Raw genomic sequence first — 26,607 nt, 5'->3', positions numbered from 1 at the left:
TCTCAAGGGGAGAACAGATGATTGATTCCCTATAGAAAAATAGTACATAAAGGATCAGGTGAGTTTATGGGATCTTACAATTTTGTGAAACAAGCTATTGATTTTACCCTAGCTTTAATCGGGCTACTATTGTTATGGCCTTTTTTCTTAATCATTTCACTATCGGTTAAAATTGACTCCAAAGGGCCAATTTTATTTAAACAAAAGCGGTTAGGAAAGAACAAAACTGAATTTTATATTCTTAAATTTCGAACCATGCGAACCGATACACCTAGTGACATGCCGACTCATCTATTAAAAGATCCGAATCTTTTTATAACAAAAGTAGGTAAATTCCTTAGAAAAACAAGCTTAGATGAGTTGCCGCAGATCATTAATATCTTAAAAGGTGAAATGAGTATCGTTGGCCCCCGCCCGGCCCTGTGGAATCAATATGATCTGATAGCTGAACGAGATAAATACAAGGCTAACGATATTAAGCCTGGATTAACTGGATGGGCTCAAATTAATGGCCGAGATGAACTGAATATAGAAGATAAAGCTAAGTTTGATGGAGAGTATGTTGAAAATATGGGAATAATAATTGATCTTAAATGTTTTTTTGCGACTATTATCAGTGTGATTAAACTGAGTGGAGTTGTAGAGGGAAGTATAGGATATTCAAAGGGACAAGTCTTTGCCATCCAGGATACAGAGGACAGTTTAAGATGAAAGAAATCTTAATTACCGCAAAGAATAGTTATATTGGCAATGCCTTCTCAATTAGCACTTTTAATCGATATTCTTGCGAATTCATTTCGTGTAGAGATAATAATTGGAAAGAAAAGTCCTTTTCTGGCTACGATGTTGTTTTTCATGTTGCTGGAATTGCACATATTAAAGAATCTAAAGCAAATTCTGAGTTATACACAAAAGTTAATCGTGACCTTACCATCGCTCTTGCTCAAAAAGCTAAGGCAGAGGGAGTTAAACAATTTATTTTTCTTAGTTCTATGAGTGTTTATGGAGTTGAGAGTGGTGTTATTAATATGGAATCGGTACCTAATCCTAAAGGGTATTATGGTATTTCAAAGCTTCAGGCAGAAGAGCACATTAAGGAACTTTCAAACGAGAACTTTAGGATTGCAATTGTAAGGCCGCCAATGGTTTACGGAAAGAACTGTAAAGGCAATTATCCCAGGTTAGTTAAGTTGGCTCTAAGATTACCATTTTTCCCAGTATTAAATAATCAGAGAAGTATGATATACATTGATAATCTCTCAGAATTTATAAGTTTGTTAATTGATAATTGTGATGATGGGGTATTCCTTCCTCAAAATGAAGAGTATGTAAGTACAAGTGATATGGTAAAGCTCATAGCTGAATACCATGGGAAAAAAGTTAAAATGACAAAACTATTCAATCCTCTGTTGAGGCTATTTTTTAAAAGAGTTAAATTTATAAATAAAATGTTTGGAAACCTAACCTATGAGAAAAGCTTTTCTAATTATTGTGTGAAGAGCTTTAAAGATTCAATAAGATTAACGGAAGAGGGAAGTTAATCGTGGAAATTTTAATCAGCATTGTTATGCCCGCTTATAATTGTGAAAAATATGTAGTTGAGGCAATAAACTCAGTGTTGTTTCAAACTCACCAGAACTTTGAGTTAATAGTTATTGACGATGGATCTAAGGATAATACTGTTAACCTAATAGAAGAAATGACGAAGATGGATAGTAGAATAAAATTTTATATTAATAAAAATAACCAAGGTGTCGCCGCAACCAGAAGTAGAGGGGTTTCCCTAGCTACAGGAGACTGGATAGCTTATTTAGATAGTGATGATTGTTGGGTAAAAGAAAAACTGGAAAAACAAATTAATTGTTTAAACAAAACAAAGGGGAACTTTCTGTTTACTGGTTCTTCATTTATGAATGAAAACAGTGAACTTTACAAAGGTATTCTTGAAGTTCCGGAAAAAGTTTCTTATAAAGAATTACTAAAACAAAATATTATATCCTGCTCATCAGTATTAATTAAAAAAAAATATATTGAAGAATATAAAATGGAGAAGGATGAAACACATGAAGACTTCGGCTCATGGCTTCGCATTTTAAAAGTAGAACGATACGCTTAAGGAGTTAACGAGCCTCTATTAATTTATAGAATATCTGACAATTCAAAATCTAGTAATAAGATTAAGTCTTTAGGAATGGCATTTAAAACTTATCGTTTTGTTGGCTTGAATTCTATAAAGTCAACATATTATATGTGCTGGTACATAATTCGAGGTATTCGTAAATATAGAAATATAAAGTAAATAAATAAAACCATACAATATAAATAGAGGTTTTAAAGTATTGGGACACAAAAGGGGATCGGTATTGATAATGCTAAAAGTCTTACATGTTGTTTCAACTTTAAGTCGTAGTAGCGGTGTAATGAGTTTCATAATGAGCTACTATAGAAATATTAATAGAAGTAGTATACAATTTGACTTTTTATATTGGGTAGATAGCAACGGAACTTATGCTGAAGAGATAGAAGAATTAGGTGGTAGAGTATATTTTGTTAAAAAGCCTGGTTTCTCAAAAAATTCATTTTTTAGCATATTATCTTTTTTCAAAGATAACTCTGACAAATATAAAATTCTTCATCTTCATGAAGTTTATCTAAATTCTTTGTTTTCAATTCTAGGGCGTAAATATGGTGTTAGACACATCATCTCACATAGTCACACAACTAAATATTCAGATAAGAAAATTAATGCAATTAGAAATAGAATTTTATGCCTACCACTTAAGAAAAATGTCGATGCTTATTTTGCATGCTCTCAAGCAGCTGGTAATTTCTTATATGGGAAAAGATTAATGAAGCAAGGAAAAATTAAGATAATTAATAATGCAGTTGACTCTAAAAAGTTTGAGTTTAATGAAAAAATCAGAACAAAAGTACGCAATAATTTGAAGTTAGATAAAGAGCTAGTTATAGGGCATGTAGGACGCTTTAATAAACAAAAAAATCATGAATTTTTGATTGAAATTTTTTCGGAAGTATTCAAAAAGAATAAGAACAGTATTCTCTTACTTATAGGCATGGGGCCATTGGAGGAAGAGATTAAAGAGAAGGTTAAGCTTTATTCTCTAAGTGATCAGGTTTTGTTTTTGGGGCAAAGAGAAGATGTAAGGGATCTTTTACATGCAATGGATGTCTTTGTCCTACCTTCAATTTTTGAAGGATTGGGGATAGTTTTAATCGAGGCGCAAATGACTGGTTTGCAGTGTTACACTTCAGATATTGTCCCCATTGAAGCGAAAGTAACGGAAAATATAAGCTACTTAAGTTTAAAGTCAGCCGCTTCCGTGTGGGCAGAAAGAATATTGGAAACCAAGAATGATTCAGTAAGAACAAATGAGACGAATAAAATCAGAAATGCTGGGTTTGATATTAGAATTGAAGCGAAAAAATTAGAAAGTTATTACTTAAAGATGAAAAATCTGTAATTACACTCATTATTATCTAAGGAGGAGAGCATGAAAAGGATATTAGTCGTAACCCATTGGTATTACCCTAGAAATGTGCCTAGAGCATTTAGGGCTAAAGAATTAGTACATGAATTAAGAAAAAATGGTTATTTGGTTGATGTCCTTATAGGCGATTATAAGCAGTTTATAAGTAATGAAGAATATAGCGATAAACTGTTGGAGAATAGAGAAGTTAGTAATAATAAAGTTGCGAAATTTTCTAATAATCGCATTCTATCCATGGTTAAAAATATGATTAATTATTTAGTAGGCGATAGGTTCATATTAACCACAGGAACCTACTTATATAACAAAATTGATGTTAAGAAGTACGGTGCAGTAATTTCTATTGGTCTTCCTTTTTATGTTAACTTAATAACCGCTCTCAAGATCAGGAATACTAAATATCATGAATGTGTTACCATCTCTGACTGGAGTGACCCTTTTTATGAAAATAATGATACAAAAGTAGCTTTTTATTTTAAAAATTTACAAAAGATCACTTGTTCAACTTTTGATTACATTACAATTCCTACTGAAGCTGCAACTGCCTATTTTAAAGAATATGCTGCTGATAGTAAAATCAAAGTAATTCCTCAAGGGTTTGATTTTAGTAAAACTAGTATATTAAACTACCAGAAAAATGCGAGGGTGACATTTGCATACGCAGGAATATTTTATAAAGAAATACGCAATCCTGAGAAATTACTAGAAGCTTTATCAAAATTAGATAGAGACTTTGTTTTTGTTTTATATACAATTACGCATGGATCAATTTATACAGATATATTACTAAAGTATAAGGAAATATTAGGAAATCGTTTACAAATACATGGTTTAATCCCTAGAGAGGAATGTATTTCTAAGCTTAGTACAATGGATTTCTTAATTAATATTGAGAATAGTACTTCAAATCAAATACCATCAAAATTGATTGATTATGCTCTGACTAAAAGACCTATCTTATCGTTTAAACAGGATGAAATATCCTTAGAAAAAATAATTTCTTTTATTGATGGGGATTTTACTGGATCATTATATATACCATTAGAAAAATTCGATATTAAAAATGTTGGTAAGCAATTTATTGAATTGGTTGAGGGAAAAGAGGTTTGACCTGTGGGACTTGTGAACAAAAAAAGTAAAAAAACGAAGTATTTTACTTTAAATATGGGTTTGTTTAGGCTCTCCCTAGATTCTCTATATGTTACGGTGTTAAATAATTACCACGAGCAAAGTTATTTACTATCTAGTGGTGTGTTTAATATGGAATTAAATGCAGTGAAATATGTTATCTCGTGGATTATTTACCTAATTGCGGTTATTTTTATTGATAAGAAAATACTAAAAACTAGAGACAGAGGATCTGAAATTATTATATTAGGGTTATTTATTATGAGCTTTGTACCGTCAATTTCATTGTTTGGCCTTGCTAACCTAGACTACGAGTATTTATATAACTTTGTAGTTTTTTGGTCGATGCTTTTGGTGTCATCATATTTGCTTTGTAATATCAAAAAAAGTAAATCATCTACTAATAATCGTTTAGCATTAAATAATAGCTCGAAATACTACATATGGCTAGCAATTATTTATATTTTTTGCTTAGGGGTATTTATAATATCTTGGAGATTTAACGGTTTTAAATTAAATATAACACTAGACTCTATAAAGATTTATGAATTAAGAAGTCAAGCAAAAACTTATAACCTAGGGACAATTGTTGAATATTTCAGAAATAATGCAATGTATATTATTATACCGTTTGCAGGGGTTTATTGTTGGCAAAAGAAAAATTGGATCTTTCTTTTATTTCTAATATACATTCAACTTCACCTATATAGTATAGATAACCAAAAAGCAGCACTATTTATTTTGCCTGCATCTATTTTAGCATATATCTTTTACAGAAAATTCATGGTTGAAATAATACCTTTAATGTTGATTTTAGTAAATATCCTTATCTATATTGAATCAATTATAGGGAAATCGACATTTTTAGTAAGTACTGCTCTTGAGCGGATTTATTATTTACCTGCAATATTGAGTAATTGTTATTTTGAATATTTTAAAGATATGCCTTCCGTAGTACCTTTTGTTAGTGTCTTTGAGAAGATTGGGTTTGTTTCTGACTATCCCTACACATTTGGTGTCCCATACATTTTAGGAGGGCTATATTTTCATAATCCTGCGGTTAGTGCTAATACGGGATTGTTTGGTAGTGCATATTCTTATGGACCACTTGGTATTATTTTTATTCCAGTTACATATGCATTTTTGTTTTATTTGTTGGATAAAGTCACATCAGGATTGGAAATTAAAACTTATATATCTATTTTAATAGTTTTAATTTATGCAATAACTGGTGCTACAATATTTGTTGTTTTAAGTGTATATGGGTATATTATGGCTCTTATTTTACTATCTTTAGTTAACAAAAATAATAAATTCCAAATTCTTTCATCAAGCAAAAGTATTGATTACTTAAAACAATACAATGATTAAGACACACTGCCTTTATAAATTTAATACAGATCATTATGTAAATTATTAAATTTATTAGTAGTGTATATCAAGAAAAGGGTTCGGAGAAAAGTGGGGCGGTCAGAATGAATCGGAGTTTAATAGGGCAGGTACATAAAAAAGTTCCGAAAGATTTTCTTCAAGTGTTTATCTTTGATATATTATCCAAAGTTTTTATGATAGTAATTACAATTATACTAATAAGAATAATGTCACCTTCACAATATGCAGATATAGTAAAATTCACTGCTTTATCCAGCTTTATTTATGGGGTATTCGGCGAAGGGATATCACTTTCATTTATACGTTACTCTACAGAGCAATACTCAAGAACCGGTAAAAGTACAGTTGGACTACATGCAGTGTCCTCTTTACTGATATTTATACTTTCATTTTTAGTTATAACATTGGTTCCTGTTTTGACGGGGATTTATAATACAACTGCTATCGTTGTAATTTATGCATCGTTCTATGGATTTATTTTATCATTAATAAATATGAATCAAGCCTTTTTTCAGTCTCGGGAAATGTATGTTAAATCAGGAATTACAAATAATTTAAGAAATGTTTTCATACTAATATCATTATTATATTTAATGATTATTTTTAAAGAAGTCAAAGCAACTCAAGTATTTCTTGTATATGTTATTTGTGGTTCAATTGCTTTTGTTTTTGGAATTATCCGTATATATAAAGGGACTTTACTGAAAGAAATTTTGTCTAACCGAAGTATTCTAAAATTGATGCTTCAAGATAGTTTTGGAATTGTGATTTATCTAGTAATTTTAAATGTAATTAATCAGATAGATATTGTTATGATTTCAAATATGATGACGGAAAAGGATGTAGCAATGTATGGTATTGCTTTTAAATATTATTCATTGTTACTGACTCTATTACCTTCTATTAAAGCTGTCTTAAGAGTAAGAACTTCAAAGAAGGAATATATAGATGATATTGAGCAACGAAAGAAATTTACATTGATATGGTTGAAAAGAACTTGGAAATTTGTTATTCCATTTTCTGTGTTTGTTATTTTAGCTAGTGATATATTTATGCCAATTATGAACGGAGAGCAGTATGATGAGGCTATAAATACATTTAAAATTTTATGTGTTGGAGTAGGTATTAGCTATATGTTTGCATCAAATACAAGCATAATGATGGCTGCTAAAAAATATAAGACACTTTGTTTACTTGCTATAACATCATTAGGTGTGAATGTTTTGGTCAATTGGATGTTGATTCCTGTCTGGGGTATTAATGGTGCTGCGGTTGCAACAATTCTTACACATATGATAATAAATGTATCGGCTACATTTTTTATCTTTCTGGATAAAGGAGAATCAGTGAAATGATTTCTTACATTAAAATACTGAGGACATTTTTTTTTCGTTCCAATACTATTGTTAAGCGAATTGTCTTAAAAAGGGTATTGGGTAAAACTAATTTAAACGATATGCTTTTTAGTTATGAAATAAAAAGTTATAAAAAAAAAATGCCATTACTAAGAATTGAAAGCTTAATTGATTATAAGATCATATTTAATGAGTCTATCGATTCAAATTTAATGAATTTTACATGTAATAAGTATCTATCGCATCATTTTAATATACTAGGAAGTGGATGGATATCATCAGACTATAAAGCTCAGGTACTTGGAATTGAGGGCGTTAAATATTTAGCTGATCCTGTAAGACCATTTGTTGATATTGTTAAGGCGAGAGTTGACAAGAATTACTCTCCAATTGATTGGCATAGGGATTTAAAATCAGGCTATTTATTTGATGCTGAAAAATCAGCCTCGAAAGTTTCGTCAAATTTGCCTGAAGGCGTAGACCTAAAAATGCCTTGGGAGTTAGCAAGAATGTATCATCTTCCTCAAATGGCCCTCATGGGAATTTCAATGCACGAAAAAAGAGAGACTTTAATAAAAGAATTTAAATTCCAAATTATTGATTTTTGTGAGAGTAATCCCATAGGACAAGGTGTTAACTGGAATTGCACTATGGAAGTAGCGATACGTGTGGTGAATATATTAATAGCCTATGATTTGTTTTTACAAATAGATAATTATAACGTTTTGGACGAAGAATTTAAAATATACATTTCTTCTGAGATAATGAAACATGGAAGATTTATAATACGTAATTTAGAATTAAACTTTGTGACAAATAAAAATGGAAACCATTATTTATCGAATCTTTGTGGGCTATTATTTGTAGCTAGTTATTATAAGAATAAAGAAACAAAAAAATGGTTTAAATTCGCATCTGTAGAGTTTTTAAGTGAGTTTGATAAACAATTCTTAGAAGATGGCGGAAACTATGAATGTTCAACGGTCTATCATCGTTTAAGTGCTGAAATATCAGCTTATTCGATGGCGTTACTAATCAGAAACGGTGTTGAAATTGAGCAGAGGTTCTTGAAGAAGCTTAATTCAGCTGCACATTTTGCTGCCCTCACTAAAAAGCATGATGGTAATATAATTCAAATAGGCGACAATGATAGCGGGCGGTTAATTAAGTTAGATCTCATAGGTGAGTTTTTATCAGTTAAGGATTACGAGGAAAAATACTATAATTTATCAGGTTATAGTGACCTTTATAAAGATAATCAAGTTTTTGATGAAAATGAGTTAAGTGTCAACTCGCTATTAGCAATAGTATATGCAATTACAAAATATAATTATTTAAAAACATTCTATAAAGAATTTCCATTAGATTACAAGATTATGATTGCGTTATTAAACAATAAAACATTAATTTCTGATGAAGCATTTGAATTTACCAAACAACAACCTATTATATCTATTGATGATTTTAATTTATCAACATTGATTAATAAGCAAATTACTAAAATTATATTTCCAGTTGAAAATTTAAATTTGAAGAATTCAACACTGAATTATTCTCCTGATTTTGGATTGGCAGTTTTTGAGCTAGATAATTTCAAGCTTTTTGTTCGGTCCGTGGCAGATCTTGGAATTATGCATAACGCTCATCTTCACAATGACTTCTTACATTTTGAAGTGAGTTATGGATTAGAAAATTACTTTAGTGATCAAGGAAGCTACATATATACCCCTTTGATTAATAGAAGGAATCAATTCAGAAGTGTAAAAGCACACAATATTCCATACCATGGAATAGAAACCAATAATTTAAAAGATTGTTTTAGTGTGAAAGTTAATATAACCGGTAAAATTGTAGAACTTACTAACTGTTCAATAGGAATGATACTATATTTCGCTGATATAGTTCATTACCGAAGAATTGAACTAAATCAAAATGTTATTACAATATTGGATAAAAGTAATAAGCCCTTTTTATACGATTGTAAAGAAGCAGAATATTCATCTTCAGGATATGGAGCCTTATTATCTAAAAGAATTAAAAATACAAAACTTCTCATTGAAAAGAAAATAAATTATCAATGAAAATACTGCCTTTTTTATTTAATTTGGAAAGTCGAGGAACATCAGCATGATATTTCGAAAAAGAGAAAATGCTGAATTGTTAAGAATTATTTTTATGGATACTAATCATACAAATATAATTTATAAACTTCTAATAGTAATAGTGAGAATGCAAGCTAGATACTGCTGTTTTATTAGATATTAAATAAGGAGAATGATTATGTTGAAAAATAAGAAAGTTAATATTATTGGATTAGGGTATATCGGCCTTCCAACGGCACTAATGTTTGCAGCACATGGGGTCGAAGTAGTTGGAACAGATTATAATGAAAAATTGGTGAATACTTTAAAATTAGGTGAAAATGCTTTTGAAGAAGATGGTCTTGAAGAACTGTTTAGACAAGCCTTGTCTAAGGGAATTACATTTTCAACTAAATATGTAACTGCAGATGTATATATTGTAGCGGTACCTACTCCTTATGATAAATCCAGTAAGAAAATTGATGCGAGTTATGTTTTGTCAGCAGTGAAAAGTATTATGGATGTAAGTCCGAAAGGAGCAATAATAGTAATTGAATCAACAGTTTCACCTGGTACGATAAACAAATCCGTTCGTCCTGTTATAGAAGCCAATGGATTTTCGATCGGAAAAGATATTAATTTGGTTCATGCACCAGAAAGAATTATTCCTGGTAATATGATCTACGAGTTGAAACATAACTCACGTACTATTGGGTCAGATGATAATGAAGTAGGAAGATTAATAAAAGATTTGTATAAAGTATTTTGTCAAGGTGATATTGAATTAACCGATATTAGAACTGCTGAAATGACGAAAGTTATTGAAAATACATTTAGAGATATAAATATTGCATTTGCAAATGAATTGACAAAAATTTGTCATTCTGACGAAATGGATGTTTACGAAATAATAAGAATCGCAAATATGCATCCTCGTGTAAATATACTCCAGCCCGGCCCCGGTGTTGGTGGGCATTGTATCTCTGTAGATCCATGGTTCTTGGTAGGAGATTACCCTGGACTTGCTAATATCATATTAGCTGCAAGAAAAATAAATGACTCAATGCCAGAGTATGTGTTAGGTAGAGTTCATGAAATAATGAAAGATAAAGAAATGAAAGACTTATCTAGAGTGGGCTTATATGGATTAACCTATAAAGATAACGTGGATGATGTGCGTGAAAGTCCTACTTTGCAGTTATTAGAAGCAATGGAAAAGCACTTAGCTCCTGCTCTGAAAACGTATGATCCTTATGTCAAGAGAGATATTGTACAAAATCAATATCATGACTTAGATATTTTTTTAGCTGATGTTGATTTTGTTGTAATCATGGTATCTCACAATGAAATTAAAGAAGTTATGGAAAAGTTAAGAGGAAAGGTTATATTAGACACCAAAAATATATGTGATATAGAAGGCGCTTATAAGTTATAATCTCAAATATTATTAATATTTTTATAGGTGAAAAAAATTTCAAGAAATCCAAGTAGCAGGAATATTGTATGAATGAATAAATTAACTTACTGCAATCTCTTTAATTTGTCTATACATAGGTTGCCTTTAATTATAATCTCGATTTCACTCTTAACTTTTATTCTCAATGCAGGAAACTTCCTTTTTCTAACCAATGCCCCCAAGCAAGCAGATATAATAGTCTTACTAAGTGGAGACTCTGGTCGAGTGGATCTTGCAGCTGATTTATTCAAAGCTGCTTATTCTCCCTATGTAATGTTATCCAACGCCGAGGAATCAATTAGCGCTTCCGGGGACATGCTTCAAACCGCCCTTGCCATGGGCGTTCCGCAAGATGCCATCCTAACCGAGAATGCAGCGCTAAGTACTTATGATAATGCCAAGTACACCTTGCCTATAATGAAGGAACACGGTTTCACTTCGGCTATCGTTGTTTCTTCGGATTATCACATGCGGCGGGTAAAGTTTATATTTGATCATGTTTATAAGAAGTCCGGTATCAAGCTGACTTACGTTGCTTCGCATTCGAATTACAACGCCAAACATTGGTGGAGCGATTCATATAGCCGAGAGACCACCTTCAGCGAATATACCAAAATGATCGGCAATGCCTTGGGTTATGATGGACCTGAAGCTAAGAATGCCCTTGATCAAATCAAGGGCTGGTTCTTTTAAATACCCGGCGATAACTCGCCGGGTATTTCTATATCCACCACAAACGCACAATATATTTCCAAATATGATCTATAAGACCTATAATAACAATCCATATTCAGGTATAATTATTTCCTGATATGGATTTTTTGCTCTGTCTATCATTTTATTGAGTAAAAGGTCCTGGGAGAATAGATACATATGGGGGGCGAAGGTTTTGGGTGGAAAGAAGTTTAATATAGTGGCAGTATGGTTCATGTTATTGTCCTTAGTGCTCGCAGGAACGGCCAATGCAGCAACGGTTGTGAAACAGACGACAGTGGTCTTCGTGGATGTGAAGGAAACCTACTGGGCTAATGAAGCTATTGAGAGCATGAGTAGTCAGGGGATCATCTCGGGGAATCCGGACGGAACGTTTAAGCCGGAGGCGCCGATTACCCGTGAACAATTAGCCAAGTTAATTACACTTACTTTTGGTCTGGATGTAGATAGTGCAGCTACGCAGACTTTTTCGGATGTGAATTCGTCATCATGGGCTTATGTATATGTAGAAGCCTCTAAGGATTATCTTACGGGGTACTTTCCTATAAAAGGCAAGCCGTTCTTCGATCCTCAAGCGAATGCTACGAGGGAGGATGTTGCGGTTGCTTTGGTTCGTGCGATGGCACTGGACACTGACAATGTAAATGCGGACTCCATTCTGGGCAATAAATTCTACGACTATGATGAGGTCTCTCCCCAGTTAGCCAATGAGGTGGCTGTGGCGGTTGACAATAAGCTGATTATGGGGTTTCCGGATGGAACCTTTAAGCCAACAAGCCCTATTAATAGAGCATCGGTTGCTACGCTGTTATATCGGGTTCTGAAATCATCCTATACCAGCGCTACCAAGGATGTTCTGTTGGATGTGCAAATGCCGGAGAAGGTTTCCAGCAGTACTCTCCGAATCTCCGGTAAAGCTACATCAGGTGCGAAGGTGTATATCAATAATAAAGAAGTTGAGAACCTCAACGGTTCATTCGCAGAAGCTTACAGCTTGAGCGAGGGAGAACGTGTCTATGAATTCGTGTTCAAGGTTGTGTTGCCGAACGGACGCTCGAAGACTGTTACCAAGAATGTAACTTATCAGACCACAGGTCCTAAGTTGACGGTAACGGCTCCTGATTCAGCCAGCCAACTCAACGTGAAGATCAGCGGTAAAGTTACGGATGACAGTGACACTAACCCAAGTGTTACGATCAATAATAAAGAGGTCTATATCTCCTATAACGGAACCTGGAGTGCAGACCTAACCCTGAAAGAAGGGGTTAATACGATTGTGGTAACTGCGGTTAATAAATACGATAAGCAAGTAGTTGTAGAGAAGCAAATTATAGTCACTTTAGGCGGACCGGAGTTGACTCTGGATCTGGTCCCGGAAACGAGCAGCTCGTCCACCGTTACCCTCACAGGTAAAGCAACGGATAAGAATGACAGCTATCCTAAGATCTATATCAACGATCAGCTTGTTGGCAGTTATGGCAGCTTCAGCAAGACGGTTACCCTGAATGAAGGGGAGAATGTCTTCCGATTTAAGGCTACGAACAGCTTGGGTAAAAGCTCTACAGTAATTACGAAGACGATCACTTTCACCGTTGGAGGACCCGTAATTACTCTGGATATGATTCCCGAAACAAGCAACAGCACAACGATTACACTAAGTGGTAAGGCAACTGATAAGAATGACAGCTATCCTAAGATTTATCTTAACGATCAGCTTGTAGGCAGTTATGGAACCTTTAGCAAGACTGTGACTTTAAAGGAAGGGGAGAACGTATTCACCTTTAAAGCTACCAACAATTTGGGCAAAAGCTCTTCTGTAATTACAAAGACGGTTACCTTCACCGTCGGCGTGCCCGTGCTTACACTTGATAATATTCCCGAGACGAGCAGTAGTTCCACGATTACGATAAGCGGTCAGGCTAGTGATACGAATGACAGCTATCCAAAGATTTATATGAATGATCAACTAGTAGGCAGTTATGGAACCTTCAGCAAAACGGTGACTTTAAAGGAAGGGGAGAACGTATTCACCTTTAAAGCTACGAACAATTTGGGTAAAAGTTCAGCGCTAATAACGAAGACAGTTGTATTCACTGTCGGCGGGCCTGAACTGACTTTAGACTCCATTCCCGAAACGAGCAGCAGCTCCAGAATCACATTAAGCGGTCAAGCTACAGATAGTAATGACAGCAATCCAAAAATTTATATGAATGACCTACTTGTGGGCAGCTACGGTACTTTTAATAAAGAGGTAACCCTAGTAGAAGGGGAGAATATCTTTACATTCAAAGCTCTGAACCGATTAGGCAAAAGCTCTGAGGTCATTACTAAAAAAATCGTCTTTGTGATTGGATCACCTAAATTAGATCTCGATTATATCCCTGAGACAACGAGCAGCAAGCAACTAACATTCACTGGTAGTGCAAGTGATTCCAATGACAGCAATCCAAAGATCTACTTGAATGACAAGCTGGTAGGCAGTTACGGAAGCTTTAACCAATCGGTTACTTTAGTGGAAGGCGATAACTTCTTTGTCTTTAAAGTGACGAACAAATTCGGCAAAGTGACAACTGTGGAGAAAAAGGTAGTATATACCCCGTAATAAGAGAACGCCAAAACTTCTCACAAGATATACCTTACTAACAAAGTTCAAACTTACGAATCCTAAACCATGGAACCCCCATGGTTTTTTTATTTATAATAATTATTATCTGAATTTCATAAAGCGTTCAAAAAATTTGTAAAATGTCCGATTTGCCTGTGATATACTTAACACATTGATTACGTAGGATATGAAAGCGAAAATGATTAGGATGGTGAACTTGCGATGCATATCGTCGTCGTTGGCCTGAATTACCGTACGGCGCCCGTGGCGGTTAGAGAATTGTTCGCTTTTGCGGAGAAGGACTTGCCGGCAGCTCTCCATCAGTTGATGCAGACGAAGAGTGTTCTGGAAGGGGTCATCGTTGCGACCTGCAACCGTACGGAAATTTATGTGGTCGTGGATCGTCTTCATATGTGCGGTTACTTCATACGCAATTTTATGGAGCAATGGTTTGGGGTTAAGAGTGAGCAATTTATGCAGCATATGTATATATATGAAGATGAGCAGGCGATCGCCCATTTATTCCGTGTGACCTGCGGTCTGGATTCCATGGTGATTGGCGAGACGCAGATCCTGGGACAGGTTCGCAGCTCTTTTTTGACCGCACAGGGTGAAGGGGTTACGGGTACTTGGTTCAACCGACTGTTCAAGCAGGCGGTAACGCTCGGTAAGCGTGCGCACAGTGAGACATCCATCGGCGAGAGCGCAGTTTCAGTCAGCTATGCGGCTGTGGAGCTGGGCAAGCGTATATTCGGTATGTTCACGGGTAAAAGAGTGCTGATTCTCGGCGCCGGCAAAATGAGCGAGCTGACGGTTAAGCATCTCTACAGCAGCGGTGCGGCAGAAGTCATTGTGGCTAACCGCACATTGTCCCGTGCAGTAGAATTGGCAGAGAAATTCTCGGGTAAGCCGAGTACGATTGAAGACGCATTGAAGCATCTGGATGAAGTCGATATCGTGATCAGTTCAACGGGAGCTGATGGATATATCCTCTCAGCCCAGAAGGTGGCAGATGGAATGAAACGCCGTCCGAACCGTCCTCTTTTCATGATTGATATTGCAGTTCCGCGTGACATTGATCCTGCAGCAGCTAATTTGCCGGGTGTATTCCTGTATGATATTGATGACTTAGAGGGTATTGTCGAGAGCAATCTGGAGATGCGCCGGAGTGAGGCCGCCAAGATTGAGATTATGATCAATGAAGAAATGGCTGAATTTTATCAATGGCTGAAGACGCTTGGGGTGAGACCTGTCATTCGTGCGCTTCAGGATAAATCGAACACGATTCATGAAGAAACCATGGAGAGTCTGTTCAATAAGCTGCCTGAACTGGACGAGCACCAGCGTAAGGTTATTCGCCGCTTAACCAAAAGCATTGTCAATCAGATGATGCATGATCCGATTAATGTCATCAAGGAGATGTCCGGAGGCAAAAAAGGCAACGAGGCTTTGGATTACTTTTCCAAAATATTCGCACTCCAGGAGCAGTTGGACGCTGGACCGGATGAAAAAACTACCACTTCTGCCTCTAAAAGCTTACAGGCAGGTGACAAAGGGTCAGCCGGCGGCGACTCTATGATGCCAAAAACAACGCTTGCTCCGGCAAGCTTGTTCGGCGGGTGACATTATGGTTTTACTTAACGGAATATACGATGCCGCTTTGATGCTGTATGCCCTGAGCCTGCTGTTTTATTTCTCGGATTGCCTCCGTCGGAGTCCGAGCGGGAAGCGGTTAGGTACGGGGCTTCTTGCCGTTGTGGCTGTGCTTCAGGGTGTTGGCCTCGGTATTCGCTTCGCTCAGGAGGCGGGACTGCCTATTTTTACACCGTATGATTTCCTGTTCTGGTTCTCCTTCAGCATCGTGTTGATCTCTCTTGTTGTGGCGTATAGACGTAAGGGAGAGTTTACGGTTCTTTTGCTGAGTGTAGCGGGTTTTAGTGCTTTTTTGCTGAATCGAGTGTGGCTGACTGCGGTGGATCACAGCTTACAGAGTTGGAGTGCGGTTCACGGCTGGCTGGCGATGCATATTATTCTGGCTAACCTCAGCTTTGCGGCATTAACACTGGGTACGGTATTCGCGATTCTGTATCTCTTCCTCCATAACCGGCTGAAGGGAAAGCAGTGGAATGACCGGCTTCGCCGTCTGCCAAGTCTGGAGACTTTGAACAAATACTCTTATATATCTATATTGGTGGGTACGCCGCTGCTGATGGGGTCGCTAATCGTAGCCGGGATTTCTATTGTTATCGAAGGGCGACTGCCTTTGTTGCAGGATTTAAAAGTATTATCCACGCTTATCGGGCTTGGGATTTACATATGCTATCTTATACTGAAAATTTCGAGTCGGCGGAGCGGAGTGATCATGGCACGTTTTGCGTTAGGCGGTTATGGATTTATTATTCTCAATTTCTTATTGAACTCTTGGTCTGAATTACACCGTTGGAATGGGGAGTGACCCAGATGACCGTTTACTTGCCCATTATGCTGGATTGTCACGGACAACGTTGTGTGGTTATCGGCGGCGGAAGGATTGCTGAGCGTAAAGTGCTGGGATTGCTTGAAGCCGGTGCCTCGGTTACTGTAGTGAGTCCTTCTATTACGGATGGTCTTGCAAAGCTCGCTGAGGAAAGTGCATTGACCTGGTCAAAGCGGGTATATGCTCCCGGAGATATCCGAGGAGCCTTTCTGGTATATGCGGCAAGTAATGATGTTGAGGTGAACAGGAAAGTGGCTGAGGAAGCGCACGCTTACGGCATTCCTGTGAATGTGGCGAGCGAAGCCGAACGGGGGAGCTTTATTACGCCCGGTGTTGTTCGACGTGGGCGGTTAACGGTGGCGGTTTCTACTTCCGGTGCAGGCCCCGGAGCGGCTGCCGAGATCAGAGGATTATTAGAAGAAACCCTCGGTGAGGAATATGGGCCATATTTGGAATTTTTACATCATATGCGTACGGAAATCAAGCAACGGGAGGAATCTCATGAGGTCCGCAGCAGGCTTCTTAGGAAACTTGGCACGTTGGATGTGTTGAATAAGATTAGACAGGGTACCTTTATAGAGTGGAGTCCGGAGGCTGTTGAAGCCTGGATTGCACATCATCGGGAGGAATAGAGATGCGAACGATTATTGTGGGCAGCAGACAAAGCGCGCTGGCATTAACCCAAACCGGGCAGGTCATTGCAGATCTGGAAAAGCTAAGCCGGGAACATGGATTTCCCTTTACATTTGAGGTGCGGAAAATCATTACTAAAGGGGACCGCATCCTCGATGTCACCTTATCCAAAGTCGGCGGAAAAGGGCTGTTCGTCAAGGAGATCGAGCAGGCGATGCTGGATAAGGAAATCGACATGGCGGTGCACAGTATGAAGGATATGCCCTCCGAGCTGCCCGAAGGCCTTATGAATGGTGCGGTACCCAGACGGGCAGATCCACGGGACTGTATCATTTCAGTGGGAGGCGTTAGTCTGGCGGAGCTGCCGCAGGGTGCGCGCGTAGGCACAAGCAGTCTGCGCCGCTCCAGTCAGCTTGCCGCGTTACGGCCTGATCTGGTGATTGAATCGATTCGCGGAAATATTGATTCCCGTCTGCGCAGGCTGGAGAGCGGCGAGTATGACGCCATCCTGCTCGCAGCCGCAGGGCTTGCGCGTATGGGCTGGGAAGACCGTGTAAGTGAGTATTTGGCAACGGAGATTTGCCTGCCCGCCGTAGGTCAAGGTGCGCTGGGAATTGAGTGCCGTGAGGACGACAGCGAGCTTCGGAGCCTGTTGGCTCTCTATAATGATGAGAATACTTCAATAACGGTCAAGGCAGAGCGCACTTTTCTTGGAGTGCTGAACGGTGGATGTCAGGTACCTATCGGGGCCTTTGCGGTATGGAATACCGATGAGAATTCGTCTGATGTGGAGATCGTATCCAGTCAGGGTGTTGTGCGGACTTTATCGTTAACGGGCATGGTGGGAACGCCGGACGGCAAGACGATTTTGAAAGAAACTTGTACGGGTATGGACCCGGTTGCGCTGGGTGAAGAGGTAGCGAAGAAGCTGATCGCCCAAGGAGCAGAGAAGATTTTGGCAGATGTAAGGGGATGAGGGAAATGACGGGGAAAGTATATTTAGTGGGTGCAGGTCCTGGAGATGCGAAGCTGATTACGGTGAAGGGTCTGGATTGCATCAAAAAAGGCGATGTGCTCGTATATGATCGGCTGGCGAGTCCGAGACTCTTGAAATGGATGAAGCCCGGCGGGGAGAAGATCTATGTAGGCAAACGCCCGGATCGGCATACGATGAAGCAGGAGGAGATTAATCAACTTCTTGTGGATCTAGCCCTTCAGGGTAAAACCGTTGTCCGCTTAAAAGGGGGCGACCCTACAATCTTTGGCCGCGTTGGCGAGGAAGCCGGACTTCTGCGGCAGCATGGAATTCCTTATGAGATCGTTCCGGGAATTACCTCTGCCATCAGCGTGCCGGCCTATGCAGGTATTCCTGTTACTCACCGCGATCATACCTCCTCTCTGTCCATCATTACCGGTCATGAGAACCCGGAGAAGCTGGATTACTCCATCAATTGGGAGAAGCTGACGAACGCAACGGGAACCCTTGTATTCCTGATGGGTGTAGCCAAGATTGGTTATATCAGCGGACAGCTAATCAAACATGGACGGCCGCCGGAAACTCCGGTGGCGCTTGTGCGTTGGGGTACTCGGGCGGAGCAGGAGACCTTGATCGGCACGCTTGCCGACATTGAGGCGAAGGTTACCGCCGCTAATTTCCAGCCGCCTGCGGTCATCGTTGTCGGTGATGTGGTGCTCCAGCGTGAGCAGTTAATGTGGGCGGAGACTATGCCGCTGTTCGGTAAGCGTATCGTGGTTACCCGGGCGCGCAGCCAAGCGAGTGAGCTTGTGGATCGAATTGATGATCTGGGCGGAGAACCTTATGAGTTCCCGGTCATTGAGACCGTTATGCCTAGAGATGAAGAGAAGAAGGTGGAGATAGCCGCCGCTCTTACCGTATTAGAGACATACGACTGGGTGTTCTTCACGAGTGTGAACGGAGTGGAGTTCTTCTTCCGCCACTTAACGGAGCTCGGCGTGGATATCCGCGGATTGTTCCATGCGCGGATTGCAGCAGTAGGACCTGCTACCGCTGAGGCATTAGCTGTACGGGGACTGATGACAGAAGAGCTTCCGGCCCGTTTTCAGGCCGAAAGCCTCATTGAGACACTCGGAGCAGAGCTGCTGCCGGGGCAGAAGGTTCTGCTGCCGCGCGGCGACTTGGCCCGTGATTGGTTGCCGGACAAGCTTAAGGAGCTGGGTCTTCTGGTGACAGTAGCGGATACGTACGAAACTGTAGTGACCGGCGAAGACGATGATGAACTGCTTAAGCTGTTGGAGGAAGGCCGCATTCACGCTGTAACCTTCACCAGTTCTTCGACAGTCCACAATTTCCTGGAGATCCTGAGACGGATGGGTCTGGAAGATCCGCTGCCGCTCCTTTCCAATGTCAAAATTGCTTGCATCGGCCCCATTACGGAGAAGACAGCCATCGAGGCGGGACTTACGCCGGGGCTGCTTGCGCCTGAAGCGACAATAGATGGACTTGTAGATGAATTGTGCCGCTGGAACGCGGAGACGAAGCGGATATAGGGTGTTGTTGGGAGTTAGGGTGGATTTAGTTGCAGTTTAGATCGCATTGGTAGCACATTAGATTCTTAGTCACTTTAGTTGCGCATTGGTAGCACATTAGTTACTTTAGTAACTTTAGTCGTACTTTAGTTATTTTAGTTGCACTTTGTACATCTATAATCCACGTTTGGTGGCTAAAACAAACTTTAAATGTATTCGATACATCTATTTTCTCGATTTTGGGGGTAAATCCCTCTGCTGGCACCTTTTAGTTGTAAAAAGTGCAATTAAACCGAACTCAAGGGCTCAACCTGAGGGAATAGATGTATAAAGTGCAGTTATTCCTCCATACCAACAACCAAATAACCAACCGAACATCCAAACAAACAAACATATCGGGTCCACAAGAGGTTAATTCGGCTTCAATTGGACTGCCTGAACTAAATTTCAACGTTTATCTTTAATAAATACTATACATTCGGGAGGAAGCAAAATGAGTTTTCCTATTACACGTCATCGCCGTTTACGGGGTTCTGCGGGCATTCGCGGAATGGTTCGGGAGACGATGCTGCATGTGCTGGATTTTGTACAACCAATCTTTGTAACTTACGGTACAGGTGTGAAGACTGAGATTAGCTCTATGCCCGGTGTGTATCATTTCTCGCTGGACACCCTTAAGGAAGAAGTGGACGAAATCGTTGAACTGGGAATCCCAGCTGTACTGTTATTCGGGATCCCGGAAACTAAGGACGCGGTGGGTTCTTCCGGGTTTGATGAGTTTGGAATTGTGCAAGAGGCTACACGCCTCATCAAGAAATGGTACCCTGAGCTGCTGGTTATTGCAGATACTTGTCTGTGTGAATTTACGGATCATGGACACTGTGGGATGGTACATACGCATACTGTAGATGGAGTTGTACACGGGGATGTGCTTAATGATCCTTCATTGGAACTGCTTACCCGTACGGCTGTATCGCAAGCAAAGGCGGGAGCGGATATCATCGCCCCTTCCAATATGATGGACGGATATGTAGCCGCGATTCGGGCGGGATTGGACGAGGCCGGTTTTGAGCATTTGCCTATTATGGCTTACTCTGTAAAATACGCTTCGGCCTTCTACGGCCCATTCCGCGAGGCTGCCGATTCTGCACCGCAATTCGGTGATCGGAAAACCTATCAGATGGACCCTGCCAATCTGCGGGAAGCAATCCGTGAAGCGGAGTCGGATGTGCTTGAGGGCGCGGATATGCTGATGGTCAAACCGGCGCTCGCTTACCTCGATGTCATTCGGACGATCCGAGATAACTTCGATCTTCCCCTAGTTGCTTACAACGTCAGCGGCGAATATTCCATGGTGAAGGCGGCTGCGAAGCAAGGCTGGATCGATGAGAAAAGAATTGTGCTGGAAATGCTGACCGGTATGAAGCGTGCGGGCGCGGATATTATTATTACTTACTTCTCGAAGGATGCTGCCCGTTGGCTGCGTGATTAATAAGAACAGAATAGGAGTGATTAAAGATGACCATAGAACGTGTTGCTCGACGGGAAGAGGCTTCCCGGAACGCTTTTGAAGAGGCAAAACAGTATATTCCCGGCGGTGTGAACAGCCCTGTTCGGGCGTTCAAATCAGTGGGCTTGACGCCGATTTATGTAGACCGGGGCGAAGGTTCGCGGATCTACGATATCGATGGTAATACCTTTATCGACTATGTCTGTTCATGGGGACCGCTTATTATGGGCCATGCACATCCGGATGTAGTTAAGGCACTGCAGGAGACAGCGGTAAAAGGGACAAGCTTCGGTGCGCCAACGCTTATGGAAACAGAGATGGCTAAGACCGTCGTTGCCCGTGTTCCTTCAGTGGATATCGTGCGCATGGTGAATTCCGGTACGGAAGCAACGATGAGCGCAATCCGCTTAGCACGGGGCTTCACGGGCCGCAGTAAAATTTTGAAATTCGAAGGATCATATCATGGTCATGCGGACAGCCTACTGATTAAGGCCGGTTCCGGTGTGGCAACACTGGGATTGCCTGACAGTCCGGGGGTTCCCGAAGGTGTGGCTATGAACACAATTACCGTACCTTATAACGATCTCGAAGCCGTTAAGGTGGCCTTCGAACGCTACGGCAATGAAATTGCAGCGATTATCGTTGAGCCGATTGCGGGGAACATGGGTGTCGTACCGCCGCAGCCGGGGTTCTTGGAGGGATTGCGTAAGGTTACTACGGGATATGGCGCCTTGCTTATATTTGACGAGGTGATGACGGGTTTCCGTGTCGGATTCAGCAGCGCACAAGGACTGTTCGGAATAACTCCGGATCTTACCTGCTTCGGCAAAGTCATCGGTGGTGGGCTGCCGGTGGGTGCTTATGGCGGACGCAGAGATATTATGGAAAAAATGGCTCCTTCGGGGCCGATCTACCAGGCCGGAACACTTAGCGGCAATCCGCTTGCCATGGCTGCCGGTCTGACCACACTCAAGCTGCTCACTTCTGAAGTCTACGATCGATTGGAAAGTTTGGGAAGCCGTCTAGAGCAAGGGCTGAAGCGGAACGCGCTAGATGTCGGAATCCCTTTAACCATTAACCGTGTAGGCTCCATGGTATGTCCTTTTTTCACAGAGGGACCTGTTACTAATTATGATACGGCTAAGGCAAGCAATCTGGATACTTTCCGCCGGTATTTCGGAGAAATGCTGGGTCAGGGAATTAGTGTGCCTCCTTCTCAGTTTGAGGGCATGTTTGTATCGGCTGCGCATAGTGAACAGGACATCGATGATACGATTGAAGGGCATTATCGTGCCCTGAGGTCCTTATGATGAGCTTGGAAGGCGCAGGCGGCGGACGCTGGACAAGACGCGGGGAGTGGCTGGAGGCTACTCCTGGAAAAGTTATCACCGGAGCGGAAGATAAAGAAGCTGCGATAGATAAGTGGCTGCTGGAAACGGTGCGTATGCCCGAGAAGCTGCATGTACGCCTACGACGAGAGGGCGGGATTCAGTGGAAGGGTGATCGGCTGCGTTTGGCTCTGTTTCCCGAGAAGGAAGCGGGTATCGAACCCATCTGGGAAGAGGTACAAGTCCTGCATGAGGATGACTTTTGCCTAGTGGTTCATAAACCAGCGGGAGTCGCAGTTCATCCTGATGGAAGTGGTAAGGGAGTAACGTTGGATCATTTGGTTGCGGCGCATTATGCTTCAACGGGGGAATCCATTGCAGTACGTCATATCCATCGGTTGGACAAGGATACTACGGGACCTGTTCTTTATGCTAAGAATGAGTTCGCACAGCTTGTTCTCGATGAAGAGATGCGTGAGAAGACCATTTCACGGTTGTATGTCGCCATCGTAAAAGGGAAAGTATCACCGGGACTCAAGGTTATCGATCAGCCGATAGGCCGTGACCGTCATCATGCCGCTCGCCGAAGAGTGTCCCCTGGAGGGCAGCAGGCGCTCACACGAATCGTGGGACGGGAACCGTTGAACGAGGCTACTCTGCTGCATGTCCAGTTGGAAACCGGGCGGACTCACCAAATCCGCGTCCATCTGAGCCATGCGGGTCATCCTTTGATAGGGGATGAATTGTATGGGGAGGGTGGAGCCGGAACCGGGATCGGGACGAACAAGCCGGAATTTGGCCGCCAAGCACTGCATGGCGAATCCCTCACCTTCAGGCATCCTTGGAGTGGAGAAAAGCTGGAAATTATCGATCCGCTACCGGACGATATGGAACGGTTGCGTGACCAGTTGAGCGGAAAATCACACTCTTGAGTTAATTTTTACAGCGAAGTGATTATTACTGTATTACTTAAAAGGATCAAAAGTTCAGCCGAGGCTGCTTTTGGTCCTTTTTGTCGTGCGGATATATCCACGGGGCAACTTATGCTGAAAAGTCGTAATCAAAAGCACAAATACATTTCATTCAGTGATTATAACTGCCTGGCTACATTAACTGCAGAAATTCCAGTTAAATGTGTATTTCAATTGTTCGTTTTATTATCTTGTTGACTGAAATAAACAAATGAACAAATTATAATTGAAATCATAAAATTATGTAAAAGTTTTATGTGCATATGACAAATAAATATGTTGACATTTTAACCATATAAATGTAATTTGTAATTGAAACTTCGCTAATGAAAGGTACCTCAATCTATTCAGCATAGATGGGGTACTCTTCTTTCGTAGAATAGTTCAAGGGGAATTAACCTTAAGGAGGATTGTTTATGAGTCATAGTGCTACGCAACCAAAACTTAGCGAAAAGGAAATAGTGAGTATTATCAAGCGGGCATTTGGGGAGAAAGCCCTCATCACAACGCTTGAAGAGTTGAAGGGTGGATTCTTTAATACTGCCTACCGGATCAGTATTAATAAAGATATGGATTACATTCTTAAGGTTGCACCATCGCCAGAAACAAAGGTACTCCGCTTTGAGGAGAACATCTTAGAAACAGAAGTACTGGTTATGGAGCTTATGTCTTCCCACGGAATTCCCGTTCCCAAGGTTCACTTCTTCGATCAGTCCAAGGAAATCCTTCCTTGTGAATATTTCATAATGGAAATGATAGAAGGTGTGTCCATGCTGGAGCTTAGACCAAATTTGACGGAAGAAGAACACAAGCGGATCGACAGGGAAATCGGTACGTTTGCCAGAAAAATCAATGAGATCAAAGGGGAACGGTTCGGGCATATCCACAAGCATGACAAACAGACTTTTTCATGGAGAGAGGCCTTTGATAAAAGGATCTGTGACATTTTGAAGGATGGGATAGAGCTGAACGTTACACTGCAGGTGGGCTATAACGAAATCTACGACCTGCTCGAAAGTAATTATTCTTCTCTAGACTTGGTAATCGAACCCCGCCTCATTCACTATGATTTGTGGGATGGAAACGTCATTATCAATGACCGAATGGAAATAGTCGGAGTTATAGATTGGGAAAGAGCTTTTTGGGGTGATCCGCTTATCGAATTCAATTTTAATAACCTGGCTTATAAAGACGCTTTCAATGAAGGGTATGGACTGGAAATGCTCGGTACATCCGAAGAAAAGAGCAGAAGGCTGCTATATGATATTTATTATTTCCTGATCAACGCCATTGAAGTGACGAACAGACAATATGTCAACAAGGACCAGGAAAAGTGGGCGTGCGATCATCTGAAAGAATGCTTGGCGAAATTGCGTCAGAATAATGACCATTTGGATGTGACGGGATGAATTCGATTACTGGGTGCGAGCGAACTTATAATCAATGTGTACAAAAAAGGAGCTAACCACGGAAGTGGTGAGAGCTCCTTTTTGTATGCCACTAATTTATATTAACTAAGTCGACTGCTGCTTGTGCCGAGGGTTGGTCATTAATCCAGATTCAACTGACCTGTAGTATTTCTGAACACAGGTGTTGTTCTAACATGAGTGACTTGAGGTGGTTTATGAGGATTCTGTACCCTGGATAATAACATTTCAGCGGCCATGATTCCCATATCATCCCGATAAATACGAACAGTTGTTAAATGGGGTTCAACGATCTGTGACTCTGGAGAGTCGTCGAATCCGCAAATCATAATATCGTCAGGAATGTTGATGTTCTTAGCTTTTAAGATCCTCATTACGCTAATGGCGATGAAATCATTGGCACATACAAAGGCGGCCGGGTATGAATCCATTTCAAGTAGTCTTTGTTCGAGCCACCTTGGGTCTGAGAAGAATTTGTCATTTTCCAGAATGTTGTATGAGCTGTCGATCGGTAATTGCGCAGTGGTTAAAGCTTTGTTAAAACCCACCCATCTCTCATTAAAGCTCTTACAGTGGTTATAATCACCGACAAAACCTAGCGTAGAACAGCCGTGCTCGATCAATTTATGAGTCATAAAATAAGTGCTGTGTTCATTCTCCATCAATATTAAATCCGAATTCAGTTCTGGATAGAATATTTCAGCCGAAGCATCAATGAAGATGGTAGGGATGTCCAGTGCATTAATAAAATCTGTATATTTCTTGTTGAATAACTCGATACATACGATTCCGTCCACTTTGCTTTTATCGAAATTTAGAGGAAGAATGAGTGCTTCAATTTCCGTTTCCCGAACGATGTGAATGGATAAATTGTAGCCTTCCGAGCTGATTTTTTTCTCTAATCCACTAAGTAATGATGTACCAAAGTGGGAGCTGTTAGGCATGTTAGAGGTGATTAATGCGATGTTGCCAGGGTTTTTAGGAATGCTGGATTCCTGTTCAACAAGCGCGAATTGTTTGTAGTTCAGCTCGATAGCTCTTTTTATGACTTTATTGCGCGTATCAGAAGGTACCGTATGGCTTCCATTTAACGCTTTGGACACGGTATTTCTGGATAGCCCTAATGAATCAGCGATATATTGAATGGTTACTTTTTCTTTCTGCATTCGAAATAACTCCTTTGGTGATCCTAAGTATTCACAGTCACTGTCATGTAGATAGTAGATTATGCTAAATGTATACCAAATGTAATTAATTATCAACTTAAAAGTTACAAATGAACAATTATTCAGAAAAACGTGCGATGTATACGAAATAGAAAAATATCATATGAACTTGTCAATAAACCAGTTATTTTCAAGTGTAAACAGTAAACAAATGAACAATTAATGTAAAAGATTAGTATTAGGCATTATTGCCCGATATATCTATCACAGATATAATTATAACGCTTACATCGACAAAATACAATTAAATACAACAATAATATAAACAAATGTAACGTTAAATAGTTT

Annotated in this window: 21 protein-coding genes; 20 read left to right on the top strand and 1 reads right to left on the bottom strand. The window is 40.1% G+C overall.

What is annotated here, in order from left to right:
• Positions 1-66: 66 nt before the first annotated feature.
• The 20 genes from PWYN_RS26865 (at position 67) to PWYN_RS26770 (ending at position 25,075) form a co-directional block, all read left to right on the top strand.
• A complete protein-coding gene (locus PWYN_RS26865) occupies positions 67-711 on the top strand; it encodes a sugar transferase (RefSeq protein WP_036659242.1) in 645 nt (214 codons plus the stop codon).
• The gene (locus PWYN_RS26860) at positions 708-1,541 is read left to right on the top strand and encodes an NAD-dependent epimerase/dehydratase family protein (protein ID WP_036658366.1); all 834 of its coding nucleotides are present in this window, start codon (positions 708-710) and stop codon (positions 1,539-1,541) included. The genes PWYN_RS26865 and PWYN_RS26860 overlap by 4 nt, the downstream gene beginning before the upstream one ends.
• A 2-nt stretch (positions 1,542-1,543) precedes the next feature.
• Entirely contained in the window at positions 1,544-2,116 is a 573-nt protein-coding gene (locus PWYN_RS26855; protein ID WP_205622797.1) for a glycosyltransferase family 2 protein, read from the top strand.
• A 253-nt stretch (positions 2,117-2,369) separates the two neighbouring features.
• Positions 2,370-3,482 carry a glycosyltransferase family 1 protein gene (locus tag PWYN_RS26850; RefSeq protein WP_036658364.1) on the top strand — a complete coding sequence of 371 codons (1,113 nt, stop codon included), beginning with the start codon at positions 2,370-2,372 and terminating at the stop codon, positions 3,480-3,482.
• A 30-nt stretch (positions 3,483-3,512) separates the two neighbouring features.
• Positions 3,513-4,619, top strand: a complete 1,107-nt coding sequence (locus PWYN_RS26845) for a glycosyltransferase family protein (protein WP_036658362.1) — start codon at positions 3,513-3,515, stop codon at positions 4,617-4,619.
• Between the two features lie 3 nt (positions 4,620-4,622).
• Positions 4,623-6,008 (top strand): oligosaccharide repeat unit polymerase, encoded by a 1,386-nt coding sequence (locus tag PWYN_RS26840; RefSeq protein ID WP_036658361.1) that lies wholly within the window; start codon positions 4,623-4,625, stop codon positions 6,006-6,008.
• A 104-nt stretch (positions 6,009-6,112) separates the two neighbouring features.
• A complete protein-coding gene (locus PWYN_RS26835) occupies positions 6,113-7,384 on the top strand; it encodes an oligosaccharide flippase family protein (RefSeq protein ID WP_036658359.1) in 1,272 nt (423 codons plus the stop codon).
• Positions 7,381-9,465 (top strand): heparinase II/III family protein, encoded by a 2,085-nt coding sequence (locus PWYN_RS26830; protein ID WP_036658355.1) that lies wholly within the window; start codon positions 7,381-7,383, stop codon positions 9,463-9,465. The genes PWYN_RS26835 and PWYN_RS26830 overlap by 4 nt, the downstream gene beginning before the upstream one ends.
• A gap of 199 nt (positions 9,466-9,664) precedes the next feature.
• Positions 9,665-10,900 carry a nucleotide sugar dehydrogenase gene (locus PWYN_RS26825; protein WP_036658353.1) on the top strand — a complete coding sequence of 412 codons (1,236 nt, stop codon included), beginning with the start codon at positions 9,665-9,667 and terminating at the stop codon, positions 10,898-10,900.
• Between the two features lie 72 nt (positions 10,901-10,972).
• A complete protein-coding gene (locus PWYN_RS26820; protein WP_084146953.1) occupies positions 10,973-11,614 on the top strand; it encodes a YdcF family protein in 642 nt (213 codons plus the stop codon).
• Between the two features lie 196 nt (positions 11,615-11,810).
• Positions 11,811-14,237: an S-layer homology domain-containing protein gene (locus PWYN_RS28395; RefSeq protein ID WP_052088437.1), complete on the top strand. Its 2,427-nt coding sequence runs from the start codon at positions 11,811-11,813 to the stop codon at positions 14,235-14,237.
• Positions 14,238-14,462: 225 nt separating this feature from the next.
• Positions 14,463-15,863, top strand: a complete 1,401-nt coding sequence (hemA, locus tag PWYN_RS26810; RefSeq protein WP_036658351.1) for a glutamyl-tRNA reductase — start codon at positions 14,463-14,465, stop codon at positions 15,861-15,863.
• 4 nt (positions 15,864-15,867) lie between these two features.
• Positions 15,868-16,695 (top strand): cytochrome c biogenesis protein CcsA, encoded by an 828-nt coding sequence (gene ccsA, locus PWYN_RS26805; protein ID WP_036658349.1) that lies wholly within the window; start codon positions 15,868-15,870, stop codon positions 16,693-16,695.
• Positions 16,696-16,700: 5 nt separating this feature from the next.
• Positions 16,701-17,348 (top strand): precorrin-2 dehydrogenase/sirohydrochlorin ferrochelatase family protein, encoded by a 648-nt coding sequence (locus PWYN_RS26800; protein ID WP_036658347.1) that lies wholly within the window; start codon positions 16,701-16,703, stop codon positions 17,346-17,348.
• Between the two features lie 2 nt (positions 17,349-17,350).
• Entirely contained in the window at positions 17,351-18,325 is a 975-nt protein-coding gene (gene hemC, locus PWYN_RS26795) for a hydroxymethylbilane synthase (protein WP_036658345.1), read from the top strand.
• A 5-nt stretch (positions 18,326-18,330) separates the two neighbouring features.
• The gene (gene cobA, locus PWYN_RS26790; protein ID WP_036658342.1) at positions 18,331-19,878 is read left to right on the top strand and encodes a uroporphyrinogen-III C-methyltransferase; all 1,548 of its coding nucleotides are present in this window, start codon (positions 18,331-18,333) and stop codon (positions 19,876-19,878) included.
• A 472-nt stretch (positions 19,879-20,350) separates the two neighbouring features.
• Positions 20,351-21,349, top strand: a complete 999-nt coding sequence (hemB, locus tag PWYN_RS26785; RefSeq protein WP_036658340.1) for a porphobilinogen synthase — start codon at positions 20,351-20,353, stop codon at positions 21,347-21,349.
• Between the two features lie 26 nt (positions 21,350-21,375).
• A complete protein-coding gene (hemL, locus tag PWYN_RS26780) occupies positions 21,376-22,677 on the top strand; it encodes a glutamate-1-semialdehyde 2,1-aminomutase (protein ID WP_036658338.1) in 1,302 nt (433 codons plus the stop codon).
• On the top strand, positions 22,674-23,627 hold the full coding sequence (locus PWYN_RS26775) for an RluA family pseudouridine synthase (protein WP_420805807.1): 954 nt from the start codon (positions 22,674-22,676) through the stop codon (positions 23,625-23,627). The genes hemL and PWYN_RS26775 overlap by 4 nt, the downstream gene beginning before the upstream one ends.
• Before the next feature lie 455 nt (positions 23,628-24,082).
• The gene (locus tag PWYN_RS26770; protein WP_036658333.1) at positions 24,083-25,075 is read left to right on the top strand and encodes an aminoglycoside phosphotransferase family protein; all 993 of its coding nucleotides are present in this window, start codon (positions 24,083-24,085) and stop codon (positions 25,073-25,075) included.
• Positions 25,076-25,215: 140 nt separating this feature from the next.
• On the opposite strand, the gene PWYN_RS26765 is transcribed toward PWYN_RS26770, so the two are convergent.
• Positions 25,216-26,259, bottom strand: a complete 1,044-nt coding sequence (locus PWYN_RS26765) for a LacI family DNA-binding transcriptional regulator (RefSeq protein WP_036658331.1) — start codon at positions 26,257-26,259, stop codon at positions 25,216-25,218.
• Positions 26,260-26,607: the final 348 nt, after the last annotated feature.

It is taken from the genome of Paenibacillus wynnii, from assembly GCF_000757885.1.
In the GTDB taxonomy this organism is placed as follows: domain Bacteria; phylum Bacillota; class Bacilli; order Paenibacillales; family Paenibacillaceae; genus Paenibacillus_AQ; species Paenibacillus_AQ wynnii.
Note: the sequence above shows the minus strand (reverse complement) of the source record. Positions and strands in the feature narration are given on the sequence as shown.

Coding starts and splice junctions, on each gene's coding strand:
- PWYN_RS26865 (WP_036659242.1), top strand. CDS start 67: ATGGGATCTTACAATTTTGTGAAACAAGCTATTGATTTTACCCTAGCT.
- PWYN_RS26860 (WP_036658366.1), top strand. CDS start 708: ATGAAAGAAATCTTAATTACCGCAAAGAATAGTTATATTGGCAATGCC.
- PWYN_RS26850 (WP_036658364.1), top strand. CDS start 2,370: ATGCTAAAAGTCTTACATGTTGTTTCAACTTTAAGTCGTAGTAGCGGT.
- PWYN_RS26845 (WP_036658362.1), top strand. CDS start 3,513: ATGAAAAGGATATTAGTCGTAACCCATTGGTATTACCCTAGAAATGTG.
- PWYN_RS26835 (WP_036658359.1), top strand. CDS start 6,113: ATGAATCGGAGTTTAATAGGGCAGGTACATAAAAAAGTTCCGAAAGAT.
- PWYN_RS26830 (WP_036658355.1), top strand. CDS start 7,381: ATGATTTCTTACATTAAAATACTGAGGACATTTTTTTTTCGTTCCAAT.
- PWYN_RS26825 (WP_036658353.1), top strand. CDS start 9,665: ATGTTGAAAAATAAGAAAGTTAATATTATTGGATTAGGGTATATCGGC.
- PWYN_RS26820 (WP_084146953.1), top strand. CDS start 10,973: ATGAATAAATTAACTTACTGCAATCTCTTTAATTTGTCTATACATAGG.
- hemA (WP_036658351.1), top strand. CDS start 14,463: ATGCATATCGTCGTCGTTGGCCTGAATTACCGTACGGCGCCCGTGGCG.
- ccsA (WP_036658349.1), top strand. CDS start 15,868: ATGGTTTTACTTAACGGAATATACGATGCCGCTTTGATGCTGTATGCC.
- PWYN_RS26800 (WP_036658347.1), top strand. CDS start 16,701: ATGACCGTTTACTTGCCCATTATGCTGGATTGTCACGGACAACGTTGT.
- hemC (WP_036658345.1), top strand. CDS start 17,351: ATGCGAACGATTATTGTGGGCAGCAGACAAAGCGCGCTGGCATTAACC.
- cobA (WP_036658342.1), top strand. CDS start 18,331: ATGACGGGGAAAGTATATTTAGTGGGTGCAGGTCCTGGAGATGCGAAG.
- hemB (WP_036658340.1), top strand. CDS start 20,351: ATGAGTTTTCCTATTACACGTCATCGCCGTTTACGGGGTTCTGCGGGC.
- hemL (WP_036658338.1), top strand. CDS start 21,376: ATGACCATAGAACGTGTTGCTCGACGGGAAGAGGCTTCCCGGAACGCT.
- PWYN_RS26775 (WP_420805807.1), top strand. CDS start 22,674: ATGATGAGCTTGGAAGGCGCAGGCGGCGGACGCTGGACAAGACGCGGG.
- PWYN_RS26770 (WP_036658333.1), top strand. CDS start 24,083: ATGAGTCATAGTGCTACGCAACCAAAACTTAGCGAAAAGGAAATAGTG.
- PWYN_RS26765 (WP_036658331.1), bottom strand. CDS start 26,259: ATGCAGAAAGAAAAAGTAACCATTCAATATATCGCTGATTCATTAGGG.